The following is a 14,667-nucleotide window of genomic DNA, read 5'->3' as shown; positions in this document are numbered from 1 at the left end:
GCGGCAGCGGCAAGGAGTCAGAGCTCGGCATCACGCCACGGACGGAGCCTTCGCGGCGGCGGTCGGGTCGAGCAGCCACAGGGTGCGGTGACGGCCCAGGGCGCCTGCGGCCGGGAGGTCGGTCTCGGCCGTGCCGGTCAGGGCCAGGGCGACGGCGTCCGCCTTGGCCGTGCCCGTCGTCATCAGCCACACCTCACGCGCCGCACGGATCGCGGGGAGGGTGAGGCTGACGCGGGTCGGCGGCGGCTTGGGGCAGTCGCGCACCCCGACGACGCTGCGCCCGCCCTCACGCACGGCGGGGCTGTCCGGGAAGATCGAGGCCACGTGGCCCTCCTCCCCGACACCGAGCAGGCACACGTCGAACGACGGCACGGAGCCGTGGTCGTCCGGGCGCACAGCGGCGGCCAGGACCTCGGCGTACGCGTCGGCGGCGGCGTCCGGGTCGTCGCCGAACCGGCCGTCCGACGGCTCCATCACGTGCACCCGCGACACCGGCACCGGCACGTGGTCCAGCAACGCCGCCCGCGCCTGGGTCTCGTTGCGGTCCGGGTGCCCGGAGGGCAGGAACCGCTCGTCGCCCCAGTACAGGTCGACGCGGGTCCAGTCCACGGCGTCCCGGGCCGGTGTGTCGCGCAGGTTCTCGAGCACCGCGATACCGGTCCGCCCACCGGTCAGCACCAGCGACGCCGAGCCGCGCGCGGTCTGCGCGTCGACCAGGCTGGTCACCAGGCGGGCGGCCGTGGCGGCGGCCAGCAGGTCGCCGTCACGGTGCACCACCACCTCGGGACGGCTCACGAGCCCGCCTTGACCTTGGCCGCCTTGGATGCGGCGGACTTCTGGGCGGCGGACTTCGGTGCGGCGGACTTCGCCTGACCATCGGGCGTGCCGCCGGACTTCGCCTTGCCGGACGATGCCCGAGCGGACGGCTTCGCGGAAGACACCGCCTCCACCTTGCCGTCAGGCTTGGCGTCCGTCTTCGCTGCAGGCTTGGCTTCAGGCTTCGAAGCGGGCTTGGACGCGGGCTTCGAAGCGGACTTGCGGGCCGCGGCGGCCTTCGGCGCGGGCCTACCGCGCACGACCTTGCCCAACGACCGCAACGCCGCCTCGTACACCTCGTCCGGGTCGAGCCGGCGCAGCTCCTCCGCCAGGCAGTCCCGCACCTCGCGGCGCTGCAAGGCGACCCGCCGCTCCGGCTGGCCGGGCTGCCGCAACGTGCCGACCTTCCCGTCCGGCCGGGTCAGCGACACCACACCGGACCGCCGCTCCAACTGCACGTCCACGATGCCCACGCCGCGGGTGGCCTTCGCGCGCTTCACCGGCACCTTCAGGCACCCCGCCAGCCACGCGGCCAGCAGGTCGGTGGACGGCGAGTCGCTCTCCCCGCTCACCTCGGCGTCGGTGACCTTCTCGTGCGGCGGCAGGTCGAACGCCGACGCGAGCATGGCCCGCCACAGCGTCAGCCGCGTCCACGCCAAGTCCGTGTCGCCCGGCCGGTAGGACGTTGGCCGCTGCTCCAACGCCCGGATCGGGTTCTTCTCCGCCGCCGCGTCGGTGATCCGGCGCTGCGCGAGCTGACCGATCGGGTCTTCGGCGGGCACGGCGGGCGACTCGTTCGGCCACCACGCCACCACCGGGGTGTCCGGCAGCAGCAGCGGCACGACGCAGGAAGCGCCCTCGTTGGCCAGCTCGCCGTACAGCCGCAGCACGATCACCTCGGACGCGCCCGCGTCACCGCCGACGCGGATCTGCGCGTCGAGCCGGGGTGCGGCCTTGCGCGCGCCACGCGCCACCACGATCACCCGGCACGGGTGCTCACGGCTGGCGTCGTTCGCCGCGTCGATGGCCTCCTCGGTCTTGGTGCCGTCGTCGGTCACGATGACCAGCGTCAGCACTCGCCCGAGGGTGACGGCGCCGCCTTCCTCGCGCAGCCGCACGAGCTTGCTGTTGACTTGCGACGTGGTCGTCGAGGGCAGGTCGATGATCACGGACGCCTCCAGTGCCTGCCGGTGCGGGCCAGCATGTCGTTCGCCGACGTCGGCCCCCACGTGCCCGCCTTGTACTTCTCCGGCGCGCCGTCGGCGCCCCAGTGCCTGAGGACCGGGTCCAGGATCTCCCAGGACAGCTCGACCTCGTCGTTCTTCGGGAACAGCGACGGCTCGCCGAGCAGCACGTCGAGCAGCAGCCGCTCGTAGGCCTCGGGCGACGACTCGGTGAACGCGTGGCCGTAGCCGAAGTCCATCGTGACGTCCCGGACCTCCATGGTGTTGCCGGGCACCTTGGAGCCGAACCTGATGGTCACGCCCTCGTCCGGCTGCACCCGCACCACCAGGGCGTTCTGCCCCAGCTCCTCGGTGGCGGTGTCGTCGAACGGGAGGTGCGGCGCGCGCTTGAACACCACGGCCACCTCGGTGACGCGGCGGCCGAGCCGCTTGCCGGTGCGCAGGTAGAACGGCACGCCCGCCCAGCGGCGGGTGTTCACCTCGCAGGTGATGGCCGCGTAGGTCTCGGTGGTCGAGTCCTGCGCGAAGCCGCCTTCCTCCAGCAGGCCGGGCACCTTCTGCCCGCCCTGCCAGCCACCCGTGTACTGGCCGCGCGCGGTGGTCTCGGCGAACGGCGCCAGCGGGCGCGTCGCCGACAGCACCTTCACCTTCTCGGCGCGCAGGTCGCTCGGCCGGAACGACACCGGCTCCTCCATCGCGGTCAGCGCGAGCAGCTGGAGCAGGTGGTTCTGGATCACGTCACGGGCCGCGCCGATGCCGTCGTAGTAGCCCGCGCGACCGCCGAGACCGATGTCCTCGGCCATGGTGATCTGCACGTGGTCGACGTAGTTGGCGTTCCAGATGGGCTCGTAGAGCTGGTTCGCGAAGCGCAGCGCCAGGATGTTCTGCACCGTCTCCTTGCCGAGGTAGTGGTCGATGCGGAACACCGACTCCTCGGGGAAGACCTCGTTCACCGTCTTGTTGAGCTGCTTGGCGCTGGCCAGGTCGTGGCCGAACGGCTTCTCGATGACCACCCGGCGCCACTGGCCGGGGTGCTCGGTGGGCGGCGTGGCGAGGCCCGCGCGCTTGAGCTGGTTGACCACGGTGGTGAACGCGCTGGGCGGCACCGACAGGTAGAACGCGTGGTTGCCGCCGGTGCCGCGGTCGCGGTCCAGGTCGGCGAGCGTCGTGGCCAGGGTGTCGAACGCGACGTCGTCGTCGAACGTGCCCTGGACGAACCGGATGCCCTCGGCGAGCTGGTCCCAGACGCCCTGCCGGAACGGCGTGCGCGCGTGCTCCTTGACGGCTTCGTGCACGACCTGCATGAAGTCCTGGTCGGCCCAGTCGCGGCGGGCGAAGCCGACGAGCGCGAAGCCCGGCGGCAGCAGGCCGCGGTTGGCCAGGTCGTAGATCGCGGGCATCAGCTTCTTGCGCGACAGGTCACCCGTCACGCCGAAGATCACCAAGCCGGAAGGCCCGGCGATGCGCGGCATCCGCTTGTCCCGCGGATCGCGCAGTGGGTTGCGCTTAGTAGGCGCAGTCATCGGACCTCCTCGCAGGGCTCGTCGGACAGATGACCGCACTGTGCTGTGCTGAATGGCGACCTCGCGAGCTCGGTCACGTGCCGTCCTCCTGGATTGCCTCGACGAGCTGCGCGAGCCCGGCGACGCGGTCGGTCAGGTGCAGGCGGAGCACCGGACGACCCCGCTCGGCGAGCACCTGACCGTCACCCAACGCCTGGGCCAGCTGCAACGTGCTGAGGTCGTACGGCCTGCCCGGCACGTCGAGCCGCGCCTCGGACGCGCCGGTCAGCTGGAGGAACACGCCGTTCTGGTGACCGCCCTTGTGGTACTGGCCGGTCGAGTGCAGGAAGCGCGGCCCCCACCCGAAGGTGGTCTGGAGGTGCGAACGCTGCGCCAACTCGGGGCGAACAAGGGCGAACGAGGCGTCGTCGATCCGGTCCAGGTAGGCCTGCACCGACAGGTAGCCGTGCTGCGGCGCGGCGGCGACGAGCGCCTGCAACGCCTCGGCGACCGTCTTGACGTCCGCCGGCAGCCAGCCCTTGCTGGGGTAGACCTCGATCGGACCGTCCACGAAGGCCGGGTCCACGGGGGACGCGGCGGACGCGTCCAACAAGGACCGGGACGCCTTCTTCGCCGCCTCGACGTCCGGCTGGTCGAACGGGTTGATCTCCAGCACGCGGCTCACGAGCGCGGTCGCGTACTCCCACAGCAGGAAGTGCGCGCCGAGCGAGCCCTCCACCGCGATGGAGGACGAGCCGGTGGCCGGTCCGATCGCGACGGTCGTGGCGTCCGTGCGGGCGTCCACGAAACCGGCCGCGCCCGGACCCTCGACCACCACCGGCAGCAGGCCGGTGCCGTTCTTGCCGGTCGACTCGGCGATCAGCTGCTCGGCCCAGTCGCCGAGCCCGGCGATGCCGGACCCGGTGTCGGCGAACACGATCTTCTCCGCGCCGTGCGCGTGCGCCACGGCGAACGTGGCGGCCAGCACGACCGCCGGGTTGTCCGGCGAGTCGGCCGACACCAGCGGCGCGGCCGAGGCCGCCTCGTCCAGCAGCTTGCCGACGTCCGCGCCCGCCAGGCCCGACGGCACCAGGCCGAACGCGGTCAGCGCCGAGTACCGGCCGCCGACGTGCGGGTCGGCCAGGAACACCCTGCGGTAGCCCGCTTCCGCGGACGCCGCCTCCAGCGGGGAGCCCGGGTCCGTCACCACGACGATCCGCGACGACGGGTCGATGCCGGCCGCCTCGAACGCCGCCTCGAAGATCCGCCGGTGGCTGTCGGTCTCGACGGTGCCGCCGGACTTCGACGACACCACCAGGACCGTGCGCTGCAAATCGCCCGCCAACGCCTCGGCCACCTGGCCGGGGTCGGTGGTGTCGAGCACGACCAGCGGCACGCCGGCCGTGCCGGTGATCACCTCGGGCGCGAGCGACGAGCCGCCCATGCCGGCGAGGACCACGCGGTCCACGCCGTCGGCGAGCAGCTCGTCGCGCAGCGCGGTGATCTCCGCGACCAGCGGGCGGGACGTCTCGTGCAGGGTTGTCCACGCCAGCCGGATCGACGCCTCCGGCTCCGCCTCGGGGCCCCACAGCGTGGCGTCCCCCGCGGTCAGCTTGCTCGGCGCCGAATCCCGCACCAGGTCACCGATGACGGTGTCGACCTGGTCCTGGTTCGGTGTGCGGACGATCTCCACGGAGATCACCTCGGTCATCTTCTGTACCCGTCCCGATCTGGCTTCGGCCTCAGCCCTTGGCCTGGTTCAACTGTCCGGTCACCGTCTCCAGCAGTTCGGCCCACGACTTCTCGAACTTGTCGACGCCTTCGGTCTCCAGCACGACGAACACGTCGTCGAGGTCGATGCCGACCTCGACCAGCTCGTCGAAGACCTCCTGCGCCTGAGCCGCACGGCCGGTCACGGTGTCGCCCTCGATCTTGCCGTGATCGGCGGCCGCGTGCAGGGTCTTCTCCGGCATCGTGTTGACCGTGTTGGCAACCACGAGCTGATCCACGTACCGCGTGTCGGAGTACTGCGGGTCCTTCACGCCGGTGGACGCCCACAGTGGACGCTGCGCGCGGGCGCCGGCGGCGGCCAGCGCCTCCCAGCGCTCACCGGTGAACGTGTCCTGGTACGCCGCGTAGGCCAGGATCGCGTTCGCGATGGCGGCCTTGCCGCGCAGCCCCGTCGCCGCCGGGGTGCCCAGCGCGTCCAGCCGCTTGTCGATCTCGCTGTCCACACGGGACACGAAGAACGACGCCACGGAGTGGATGCCGCGCAGGTCGTGCCCGTTGGCCTTGGCCTGCTCCAGGCCCGCGACGAACGCCTCCATCACGTGCTTGTAGCGCTCGACGGAGAAGATCAGCGTCACGTTCACGCTGATGCCCTCCGCGATCACCCGGGTGATCGCGGGCAGGCCCTCGACCGTGGCCGGGATCTTCACCAGCAGGTTCGGCCGGTCGACCGCCTTGGCCAGGTCCAGCGCCTCGGCGACGGTGGCCTCGGTGTCGTTCGCCAGCCGCGGGTCGACCTCGATCGACACCCGGCCGTCGACGCCCTCGGTGGCGTTGTAGATATCGCGGAACACGTCGCACGCGTTGCGCACGTCCGTCGTGGTGATCTCGCGGACCGCCGCGTCGGTGTCGGCGCCGCGCGAGGCCAGCTCGCGGACCTGCTCGTCGTAGGCGGTGCCCTTGGCCAGGGCGCCGGCGAAGATCGTCGGGTTGGTGGTCACGCCGACGACGTGCTGGTCGGCGATGAGGCCGGCCAGGTTGCCGGTGTTCAGCCGCTCGCGCGACAGGTCGTCCAGCCAGATCGACACGCCCGCGTCGCTGAGCGCGGCCAGTGGATTGGTGGTCATCTCGTCAACTCCCCTGAACTGTCTACTTGGTCCTGGCCAGCGACCGGCGGGCCGCCGCGACGACGTTCTCCGTCGTGAAGCCGAACTCGCGGAACAGCGTCTGGTAGTCCGCCGAGGCGCCGAAGTGCTCGATGGACACGATCTCGCCCGAGTCGCCCGCGAACCGGTGCCACGGCTGGGCGATGCCCGCCTCGACCACCACGCGCGCCTTCACGGTCGGCGGCAGCACACCGTCGCGGTACGCCTCGTCCTGGGCGTCGAACCACTCGATGCTCGGCATGGACACCACCCGGGTGGCGACGCCCTCGGCCTCCAGGACCTTCCGGGCCTCGACCGCCATCTGGAGCTCCGAGCCGGTCGCGATCAGCACCACCTCGGGCTGACCCTCGCCTTCGAGCACGTAGCCGCCGCGGGCCACGCCCTCGGCCGCCTTCTCCTTCGTGCCCTCGAGCACCGGGATGTTCTGGCGGGTCAGCGCCAGGCCCACCGGGCCGGTCTGCTCCAGGGTCGCCTTCCACGCGGCGGCGGTCTCGTTCGCGTCACCGGGGCGCAGCACCGTGAGGCCCGGGATGGCGCGCAACGCCGCGAGGTGCTCGATCGGCTGGTGCGTCGGACCGTCCTCGCCCAGGCCGATGGAGTCGTGCGTCCAGACGTAGGTGACCGCGGCCTGCATGATCGCGGCCAGCCGGACCGCCGGGCGCATGTAGTCGCTGAACACCAGGAACGTGCCGCCATACGGGCGGGTCGGGCCGTGCAGCGCGATGCCGTTGAGGATCGAGCCCATCGCGTGCTCGCGGACGCCGAAGTGCAGCGTGCGGCCGTACGGGTTGGCCGACCACATCTTCGTGGAGATCTCCTCCGGGCCGAAGGAGTCAGCGCCCTTGATCGTGGTCAGGTTGGACTCGGCGAGGTCGGCCGAGCCGCCCCACAGCTCCGGCAGCACCGGGCCGAGCGCGGCCAGCACCTGACCGGACGCCTTGCGGGTCGGCACGCCCTTGGCGTCGGCATCCCACGACGGCAGCGCGTCCGCCCAGCCCTCCGGCAGCTTGCGCGCGACCAGGCGGTCCAGCAGCGCCTTGCGCTCCGGGTTGGCCTGCGCCCACGCGTCGAACGACTTCTGCCACTCGGACTTGGCCGCCTCGCCGCGCTTGACCACCGAGCGGGTGTGCTCCAGCACCTCGTCGGAGACCTCGAACGTCAGCTCCGGGTCGAAGCCCAGGATGCGCTTGACCTCGGCGACCTCGTCCGCGCCCAGGGCCGCGCCGTGCGCCGCGCCGGTGTTCTGCTTGTTCGGCGCGGGGAAGCCGATGATCGTGCGCAGCAGGATGAACGACGGGCGCTCGGTCTCCGCCTTGGCGTTCTCCAGCGCCTCGAGGAGGCCCGCGACGTTCTCGCCGCCCTCGACGACTTGCACGTGCCAGCCGTAGGACTCGTACCGCTTCGCGGTGTCCTCGGACAGCGCGATCGTGGTGTCGTCCTCGATGGAGATCTTGTTGTCGTCGTAGACGACGGTGAGGTTGCCCAGCTTCTGGGTGCCCGCCAGGGACGACGCCTCGGACGTCACCCCCTCCTCGATGTCGCCGTCGGAGGCGATCACGAAGATGTGGTGGTCGAACGGGCTCGCGCCGACCGGGGCGTCCGGGTCGAACAGGCCGCGCTCGCGGCGGGCGGCCATGGCCATGCCGACCGCGTTCGCCAGGCCCTGGCCCAGCGGGCCGGTCGTGGTCTCGACGCCCCGCGTGTGGCCGACCTCGGGGTGGCCCGGCGTCTTCGAACCCCACGTGCGCAAGGCCTTGAGGTCGTCGAGTTCGAGGCCGTAGCCGTTGAGGTAGAGCTGCACGTAGAGCGTCAGGCTCGAGTGGCCGGCGCTGAGCACGAACCGGTCGCGGCCGATCCAGTCGGCGTCGGCGGGGTCGTGCCGCATCACACGCTGGAACAGCGTGTAGGCGAGCGGCGCCAGGCTCATGGCGGTCCCGGGATGGCCGTTGCCAACCTTCTGCACGGCGTCCGCGGCCAGGACGCGGGCGGTGTCGACCGCGCGCTTGTCCAGGTCGGTCCAGTCTTCGGGCAGGCGGGCTTCGGTCAACCGGGCGATGTCATCGGTGACGGACACTGACTTCCAGCTCCAAACTCACTAGGCGGCGGTTGTGACGGCCGGCGGTGAACTTAATCGATCCCGTCAGGCCCGATCCGCGGCTCCCAAGGTCCGCGGCCAGCCTAGTCCGACGAGCGGACACTCGTACTACTCGCGCTCTGTGGGTGTACGCACAGGCAGGGGCAGGGCGTTCAGGGAGTACCCGAACGGGCTGCTCGGGGAACGCGCCGTTACTATCTGCGCACATCCCTGACCTGACGAGGAGCGCGACGCATGAGTGCCGTCACCGAGGCTCCGGCGCGGTCGCCCCGGCAGGTCGTCGGCGCCTACGTCGCGCTGACCAAACCCAGGGTGATCGAGCTGCTGCTGATCACCACGATCCCGGCGATGCTGCTGGCCGCCCGCGGCCTCCCGCCGTTGTGGCTGATCGCGTGCACGCTGGCCGGCGGCACCCTGGCGGCGGGCTCGGCGAACGCGCTGAACTGCTACGTCGACGCCGACATCGACTCGATCATGAAGAGGACGAGCGCCCGGCCGTTGGCGAAGGACACCATCCCGCCGCGCAACGCGCTGATCTTCGGCATCGTGCTCGGAATCGTGTCGTTCGGGTTCCTGTGGCTGACCACGAACCTCATGTCGGCCGTGTTCGCCGTGGCCACGATCCTGTTCTACATCTTCGTCTACACGCTGGTGCTCAAGCGCCGGACGTCGCAGAACATCATCTGGGGCGGTATGGCCGGCTGCATGCCGGTGATCATCGGCTGGTCCGCGGTGACCGGCACCGTTGCGTGGCCCGCGCTGGTGATGTTCGGCGTGATCTTCTTCTGGACGCCGCCGCACACGTGGGCGCTCGCGATGAAGTTCAAGGAGGACTACGCGCGGGCGGGCGTGCCGATGCTGCCGGTGGTGGCGACGGCGCAGCAGGTCACCCGGCAGATCGTCATCTACTCGTGGATCACGGTCGTGTGCACGCTGCTGCTTGCTCCGGTGACTTCGTGGATCTACGTCGCCGTGGCCGCCGTGTCGGGCCTGTGGTTCGCCGTGTTCGCGCACCGGCTGCACGGGGTCGTGCGGCGTGGCGGGTCGACGAACACGATGAAGTTCTTCCACCTGTCGAACCTGTACTTGATGTTGGTTTTCTGCGGCCTCGCCGTGGACGCCGTGATCGGCCTCCCGGTCCTCGGCTGGCCCTTCTGACGCGATATCGCGGGCGTTCTCCCTTGGTGCGTTGTCACGCCGGCTAGCCTGATCCCATGTCCGAGCAGGGGGATGGGCCGCCGCCCGACCGGCGTTCCTTCGACAAGTCGACGGTCGACCGCTGGCAGGTGTTCGGCGGTATGGCCGGTGTGGCCGCCCTCGTCCTGTCGGTGCTCGGCGGTGTCCGGGACCTCGTTCCGCTGTCGCTGGTCGCGGCCGGTGTCGTCACGCTGGTGGGGATCGGCCTGCTCCATCGGTGGTCACGTCGGCCGCCGCGCACGGCGAAGGGCGCCGTGCTGCCCGTCGCCGTGACGGTCGTCGGCCTGGTCACGGCCGCTGTGCTCGGCCTGCTCGAACTCCGTCCCGCCGACCGGCCCGCGCCGACCGGGGACGGGCAGACCGGGGACGGGCAGACCGGGGACGGGCAGACCGCGGCCGAGTTCCGCACGGGGACGGTCAGGCTGAACGCGGGCTCCTCGATCGACTTCGACACCACCGCCGAGGGCGACGGGGTGTCGGCCTTCCCGACGCCCCGGACGGACCTCACCTTCGACCGGTCCGTCCAGGCCGGGCACCTCGTCGTCCTGGACGGACCGCGGTCGTACCGGAGTTGCGCGACCTCCGCCGACCCGGCGACCACCGTGGCGTTCGAGCAGGTGGAGCACGGCTCCGCGCTGTGCGTGAAGACGTCCGAGGGGCGGTGGGCCGGGCTGGTGGTGGTCATGGTGGACGGGGCCGTGTTCGAGTTCGACCTGGTGGTCTGGGAGACCCGGCCCGTTTAGGGCGCGGCCCGTCTAGGACACCGCGGACAGCAGGTCGTTCACCATCGGGTCGTCCAGCGACTCGACGATGCACGACCACAGCTCCAGGTTGGCGCTGACCCACCGCGAGTAGGTGGCCGCCGCCTCCGGGTCGTAGAAGTAGTAGCCCGCGTCGTGCTTGTCGCGCTGCTCGCCGACGATCTTGTGCGCCAGCTCTTTGAGCGTGATCCCGTTCTCTTCGAGGTACTTGGGCGCGAGGACCACCGGCGTCACCGGCAGGGCTTTGAACAGGGTGTCGGCGTCCGACAGGGCCTGCGCCTCCAGCGAGATGTCGCGGTGGCGGGTGCGCATTTCGGCTTCTTCCACGATCTCGTCGACCCGGGCCGCGATGTCTTCCGGCACACCCGCGCGGGTCAGGATGTCCAGCCTCAGGCGGCGGCCGTCCACTGGTAGGGAGTTGCGTCGGACCATGTAGTTGACGTCGTGGACCAGTGCGGCCACCTCGACCAGCGGGACGTCCGAACCGTTCCGCCGGGCGAAGTGGACGGCCTTGTCCCGGACGAAGCTGACGTGGTGCCAGCCGTGGAACTGGAGTTTCGCGGCCAGGTCGCGGCACAGTCGCCACACCTCGTGCTCCACCTCGGAGATCGCCCGCGCCGTGACACCACTCGTGACAGTGCTCATTGGACCCTCCCGTGCCGGGTGGGCCGATGGTAAAGGCGCGCGGTGATCCTTGGCGCTCGTTACAGGTTGTTCGTCAGGACCTCCAACCGGGCCTCGACCGGCACGTGGCGGTGGCTGGTCCGGGTGTCGGGGTCGTAGCTCAGGCTCCACGGGCGGACCGCGCGCGATTTCACCAGGAACGTGATGGTGTCGTCCGCCGCCTTCGGGATGCGGTGGAACTCGTGCGCCAGCATGGTCCCCGAGGCGCCCTCCTCGGCTTCGGCGCTGCGCAGCAGGGTGGTCGAAAGGATCTCCCGACCGTCGTCCGCCACGTCCGCGGTGAAGCGTTCGTGCAGGTAGGAGCCGGACAGGATGATGGTGCAGAAGTGGTAGCGGTGGTTGTGGATCGAGTCGGCGTAGCCGGGCCGCCAGTCGCGCTGCGGCTTGTACTCGTGCAGCCAGAACGTGAACGGCTCGGCCGGCTCGTCCCGCAGGCACCACGCGAAGTGCGTCGTCGTCTCACGGGATCTGGCCACCACGCGCATCTCGTCCTGCGGTGAGAGGGCGCGCAGGTGCCCGCGCAGCCTCTCCCGCAGGCCGGGTCGACCCGCCCACCCCCGGAACCGCCTCTCGACGTGTTCCCAGTGGTCGACGACAGGGGGGTCGGCCACGGTGACGATCCTGGCGAGCTCCGCGAGGGCGGAGAACCCGGTGAACTCGGTCAGCACGACTTATCAGCTCCCCAACTGGGCGAAGGCGGAGAATTCTTTGCGGAACAGGTGGAACTTCTCTTCGAGCGACCGGAACCCGTCCTCCGTGAGCGCGACCCCGGTGATCTTCTCGAACAGGGCGAGGAAGTCCGCCCGACTGGTTCCCGGTGTGATGACGATGTGGAGCCCCGCCTTGGAATTGCTGATGCGCAGGAACTCCGCGCGTTCCATCCCGTAGACGAACGAACCCTCCGTGAACCGCACCGTGCGCGGGTAAAGGCGGACCACGCCCGCGTTGGTGTTGCTGTAGAGGGTGAGCCACACGCTGTCGTCGAACAGCTCCAGTCGGTCCAGCGGCGGGTCGGACACGATCGTCAGGTCGATCCGCGAGCACCGGCCACGGGCCAGGAACAGGCCCACCAGACCGACGTAGACCTGCTCGCGGAGCTTCGCCACGATCGAGTCGTAGTCGCCGTCCGCGCCTTCGTTGCGCAGCAGGTAGCGGGCCCGTCCGCTGATCGCGTCACCGTCCCGGGGATCGGCCAGGACGGCCTTGAGCTCGCACTCCGTGTGGGATAACAGCAGCCGGCAGGCGGCGTAGCGGCCCGCGAAGCCGCGGAACACGTAGAGCCGGGTGCGTTCCAGGTCCTGCATCATGACCTGGTTGAACGCCGGGTCGGGCTTGGCGGTCGGCTCGAACACGTGGCTGGGGAAGAACTCGCGGTCGAGCGCCCGGTACTCGGCGGTGAGGTCGCGCAGCGCCTTGCGGCTCTCCTCCACGACCGGGGTGATCAGCGCACGTTGCGCGGCCGAGCTGGTGATCAGCGTCTGCCCGAACCCGACCACGGCCGAGATCAACGTGCCGGTGCCGACCGACGTGAGGAACGTGCGGAAGGCGCCTTGATCCATTGTGCTGGAAATCGCGAGACAACTGCCGGAAGTGACGACGAGGATCAGCAGGAGCAGACCGGTCCGGGTCCAGAACAATTCCGTCAGCAAGGTGGTGCGGACGCCCTTCGGCTCCGCGGACACAGCGTCACCTCCCTGGTGGGCACTCGAACGGACGAATGCAATGGGTGTCCGATCAAGTGCGCGGAGTTACTGTACTCGCGGGTACGCAACGGCGGAAGCCGCAATTAGTGGCACATTCACCGAATAATTCGGGGCCCGACGACAGCGGACGGTGATCGCGTTGGGCCTGCCGGTGGGGTCTGCGGCGGGGCGTTCGGGGATGGACCCTAAGCTCGGCAACCATGCGTACTGTCGGCCGTACGGCCCTGGCTCTCGTATCCCTGTTGTCCGCCGGTCTGGCGCTGACCGCGTGCACCGCTAGCGACCGGCCGTCCACTCTCACCAACACTCCGTCGGCGACCGCCGCCCAGCCGGAGGCGCAGGAGACCACCACTCAGGCCGAGCTGCCCGAGCCGAGCGGTCCGCCGTGCGAGGTGGCGCAGTACGAAGTGAGTGGGGCGCCGGGGGAGAAGCCGACGATCACCGTCCCGACCGGCTGCACGCCGCAGGACGGGCTGGTCGTCAAGGACATCACCGAGGGCACCGGCCCGGAGATCAAGGCCGGCTCCAACGCCACGATCCACTACGTCCTGGCGACGTTCCGCGACCAGCAGACCCGTCAGGCGTCCTGGGACGCCGGTCAGCCGTTCACCGTCGAGAACGTCGGCCAGGCCCAGGTCATCCAGGGCTGGAACGAGGGCCTGATCGGGCTGAAGGAGGGTGGCCGCCGGCTGCTCGTCGTGCCGTCGGACAAGGGCTACCCGCAGGGCCGGGGCGAGATCCAGCCCGGCGAGACGCTGGTCTTCGTGGTGGACGCGGTCAAGGTCGAGGGCTGAGCCGGACCGTTCCACCGGGAGGGCGGCCCCACATCGGGGTCGCCCTCCCGTTCGCTCACGGGACGAGCAGCAGCTTGCCGGTCGTGCGGCGGCCTTCCAGGTCCTCGTGCGCCCGCCGTGCCTCGGCCAACGGGTAGCGCCCGCCGATCCGCACGGTCAGCGAACCGTCCGCGATCGCCGCGAACAGCTCACCGGCCCGCCACTCCAACTCCTCGCGGGTCGCCACGTGCGCGCCCAGCGACGGCCGGGTCAGGTACACCGACCCCGCCTGGTTGAGCCGCTGCGGGTCCACCGGCGGCACCGCACCGCTCGACGCGCCGAACAGCGCCAGCACGCCACGCGGCTTCAAGCTGGCCAGGCTCCCGTCGAACGTCGTCGCGCCCACTCCGTCGTACACCGCCGCGACACCGACGCCGTCGGTCAGCCGCCGCACCTCGGGCGCGAAGTCGGTCAGGTCGTACCGGATCACCTCGTCCGCGCCCGCCTCCCGGGCCAGCGCCTCCTTGGCCTCCGTGGACACCGTGCCGATCACCCGCGCGCCGCGCGCCTTCGCCAGCTGCACGAGCAGCAGCCCCACACCACCGGCGGCGGCGTGCACGAGCACCGTGTCGCCCTTCTGCACCGGGTACGTGGACGCCACGAGGTAGTGCGCGGTCAGCCCTTGGAGCAGCAACGCGGCAGCGGTGTCGTCGTCCACGCCGTCCGGCACCGGCACCGCGTCCCCGGCCCGCACCACCGCCTGTTCCGCGTAGCTGCCGAGGGACTGCGACCAGGCCACCCGGTCGCCCACCGCGAACCCGGTCACGTCCGAGCCGACCGCGCTCACCCGACCGGAGCCTTCCAGCCCCAGCCCGAACGGCGTCGGCAGCGGGTAGCGGCCCTCGCGGTGGTAGCAGTCGATGAAGTTCACCCCGGCCGCGGCCACGTCCACCAGCAGCTCGCCCGCGCCGGGTGACTTCGCCTCCACGTCGGTGAACTCCAGCACGTCCGGCCCGCCGGTCGCGCGCACCACCACTGCCTTGGGCATGTGTCGTTCC

The 14,667-nt window shown here is 70.8% G+C and carries 13 protein-coding genes; 3 read left to right on the top strand and 10 right to left on the bottom strand.

Features of this window, described 5'->3' with window-relative positions; all coding sequences use genetic code 11:
- Positions 1-30 precede the first annotated feature (30 nt).
- The 6 genes from pgl to tkt all read right to left on the bottom strand — a co-directional run bounded on the left by pgl (position 31) and on the right by tkt (position 8,470).
- Positions 31-795 (bottom strand): 6-phosphogluconolactonase, encoded by a 765-nt coding sequence (gene pgl / locus F4560_RS20550; RefSeq protein ID WP_184922257.1) that lies wholly within the window; start codon positions 793-795, stop codon positions 31-33.
- Positions 792-1,985 (bottom strand): glucose-6-phosphate dehydrogenase assembly protein OpcA, encoded by a 1,194-nt coding sequence (gene opcA, locus F4560_RS20545; RefSeq protein ID WP_184922256.1) that lies wholly within the window; start codon positions 1,983-1,985, stop codon positions 792-794. The genes pgl and opcA overlap by 4 nt, the downstream gene beginning before the upstream one ends.
- Positions 1,982-3,523, bottom strand: coding sequence for a glucose-6-phosphate dehydrogenase (gene zwf, locus F4560_RS20540; RefSeq protein ID WP_184922255.1), 1,542 nt, complete (start codon positions 3,521-3,523; stop codon positions 1,982-1,984). The genes opcA and zwf overlap by 4 nt, the downstream gene beginning before the upstream one ends.
- Before the next feature lie 73 nt (positions 3,524-3,596).
- Positions 3,597-5,213, bottom strand: a complete 1,617-nt coding sequence (locus F4560_RS20535) for a phosphoglucose isomerase-related protein (protein WP_184922254.1) — start codon at positions 5,211-5,213, stop codon at positions 3,597-3,599.
- Positions 5,214-5,244: 31 nt separating this feature from the next.
- The gene (gene tal / locus F4560_RS20530; RefSeq protein WP_184922253.1) at positions 5,245-6,357 is read right to left on the bottom strand and encodes a transaldolase; all 1,113 of its coding nucleotides are present in this window, start codon (positions 6,355-6,357) and stop codon (positions 5,245-5,247) included.
- Positions 6,358-6,379: 22 nt separating this feature from the next.
- Positions 6,380-8,470 carry a transketolase gene (gene tkt / locus F4560_RS20525; RefSeq protein WP_184922252.1) on the bottom strand — a complete coding sequence of 697 codons (2,091 nt, stop codon included), beginning with the start codon at positions 8,468-8,470 and terminating at the stop codon, positions 6,380-6,382.
- 255 nt (positions 8,471-8,725) lie between these two features.
- On the opposite strand from tkt, the gene F4560_RS20520 reads away from it, so the two are divergent.
- Positions 8,726-9,649, top strand: coding sequence for a heme o synthase (locus tag F4560_RS20520; protein ID WP_184922251.1), 924 nt, complete (start codon positions 8,726-8,728; stop codon positions 9,647-9,649).
- A gap of 56 nt (positions 9,650-9,705) precedes the next feature.
- Positions 9,706-10,431 (top strand): hypothetical protein, encoded by a 726-nt coding sequence (locus F4560_RS20515; protein ID WP_184922250.1) that lies wholly within the window; start codon positions 9,706-9,708, stop codon positions 10,429-10,431.
- Positions 10,432-10,443: 12 nt separating this feature from the next.
- On the opposite strand, the gene F4560_RS20510 is transcribed toward F4560_RS20515, so the two are convergent.
- The 3 genes from F4560_RS20510 to F4560_RS20500 are packed head-to-tail and all read right to left on the bottom strand — an operon-like array spanning position 10,444 to position 12,815.
- A complete protein-coding gene (locus tag F4560_RS20510) occupies positions 10,444-11,094 on the bottom strand; it encodes an HD domain-containing protein (RefSeq protein ID WP_184922248.1) in 651 nt (216 codons plus the stop codon).
- Positions 11,095-11,153: 59 nt separating this feature from the next.
- Positions 11,154-11,801, bottom strand: a complete 648-nt coding sequence (locus tag F4560_RS20505; RefSeq protein WP_184922246.1) for a hypothetical protein — start codon at positions 11,799-11,801, stop codon at positions 11,154-11,156.
- A 6-nt stretch (positions 11,802-11,807) separates the two neighbouring features.
- A complete protein-coding gene (locus F4560_RS20500) occupies positions 11,808-12,815 on the bottom strand; it encodes a hypothetical protein (protein ID WP_184922245.1) in 1,008 nt (335 codons plus the stop codon).
- A 221-nt stretch (positions 12,816-13,036) separates the two neighbouring features.
- On the opposite strand from F4560_RS20500, the gene F4560_RS20495 reads away from it, so the two are divergent.
- Complete coding sequence (locus F4560_RS20495) at positions 13,037-13,630, top strand: FKBP-type peptidyl-prolyl cis-trans isomerase (protein ID WP_184922244.1); 594 nt, start codon at positions 13,037-13,039, stop codon at positions 13,628-13,630.
- 55 nt (positions 13,631-13,685) lie between these two features.
- On the opposite strand, the gene F4560_RS20490 is transcribed toward F4560_RS20495, so the two are convergent.
- Complete coding sequence (locus F4560_RS20490; protein ID WP_184922243.1) at positions 13,686-14,657, bottom strand: quinone oxidoreductase family protein; 972 nt, start codon at positions 14,655-14,657, stop codon at positions 13,686-13,688.
- Positions 14,658-14,667 lie beyond the last annotated feature (10 nt).

Source organism: Saccharothrix ecbatanensis, from assembly GCF_014205015.1.
Lineage (GTDB): Bacteria > Actinomycetota > Actinomycetes > Mycobacteriales > Pseudonocardiaceae > Actinosynnema > Actinosynnema ecbatanense.
The sequence above is the reverse complement of the archived record's forward strand: the minus strand, read 5'-3'. Positions and strand labels throughout refer to the sequence as shown.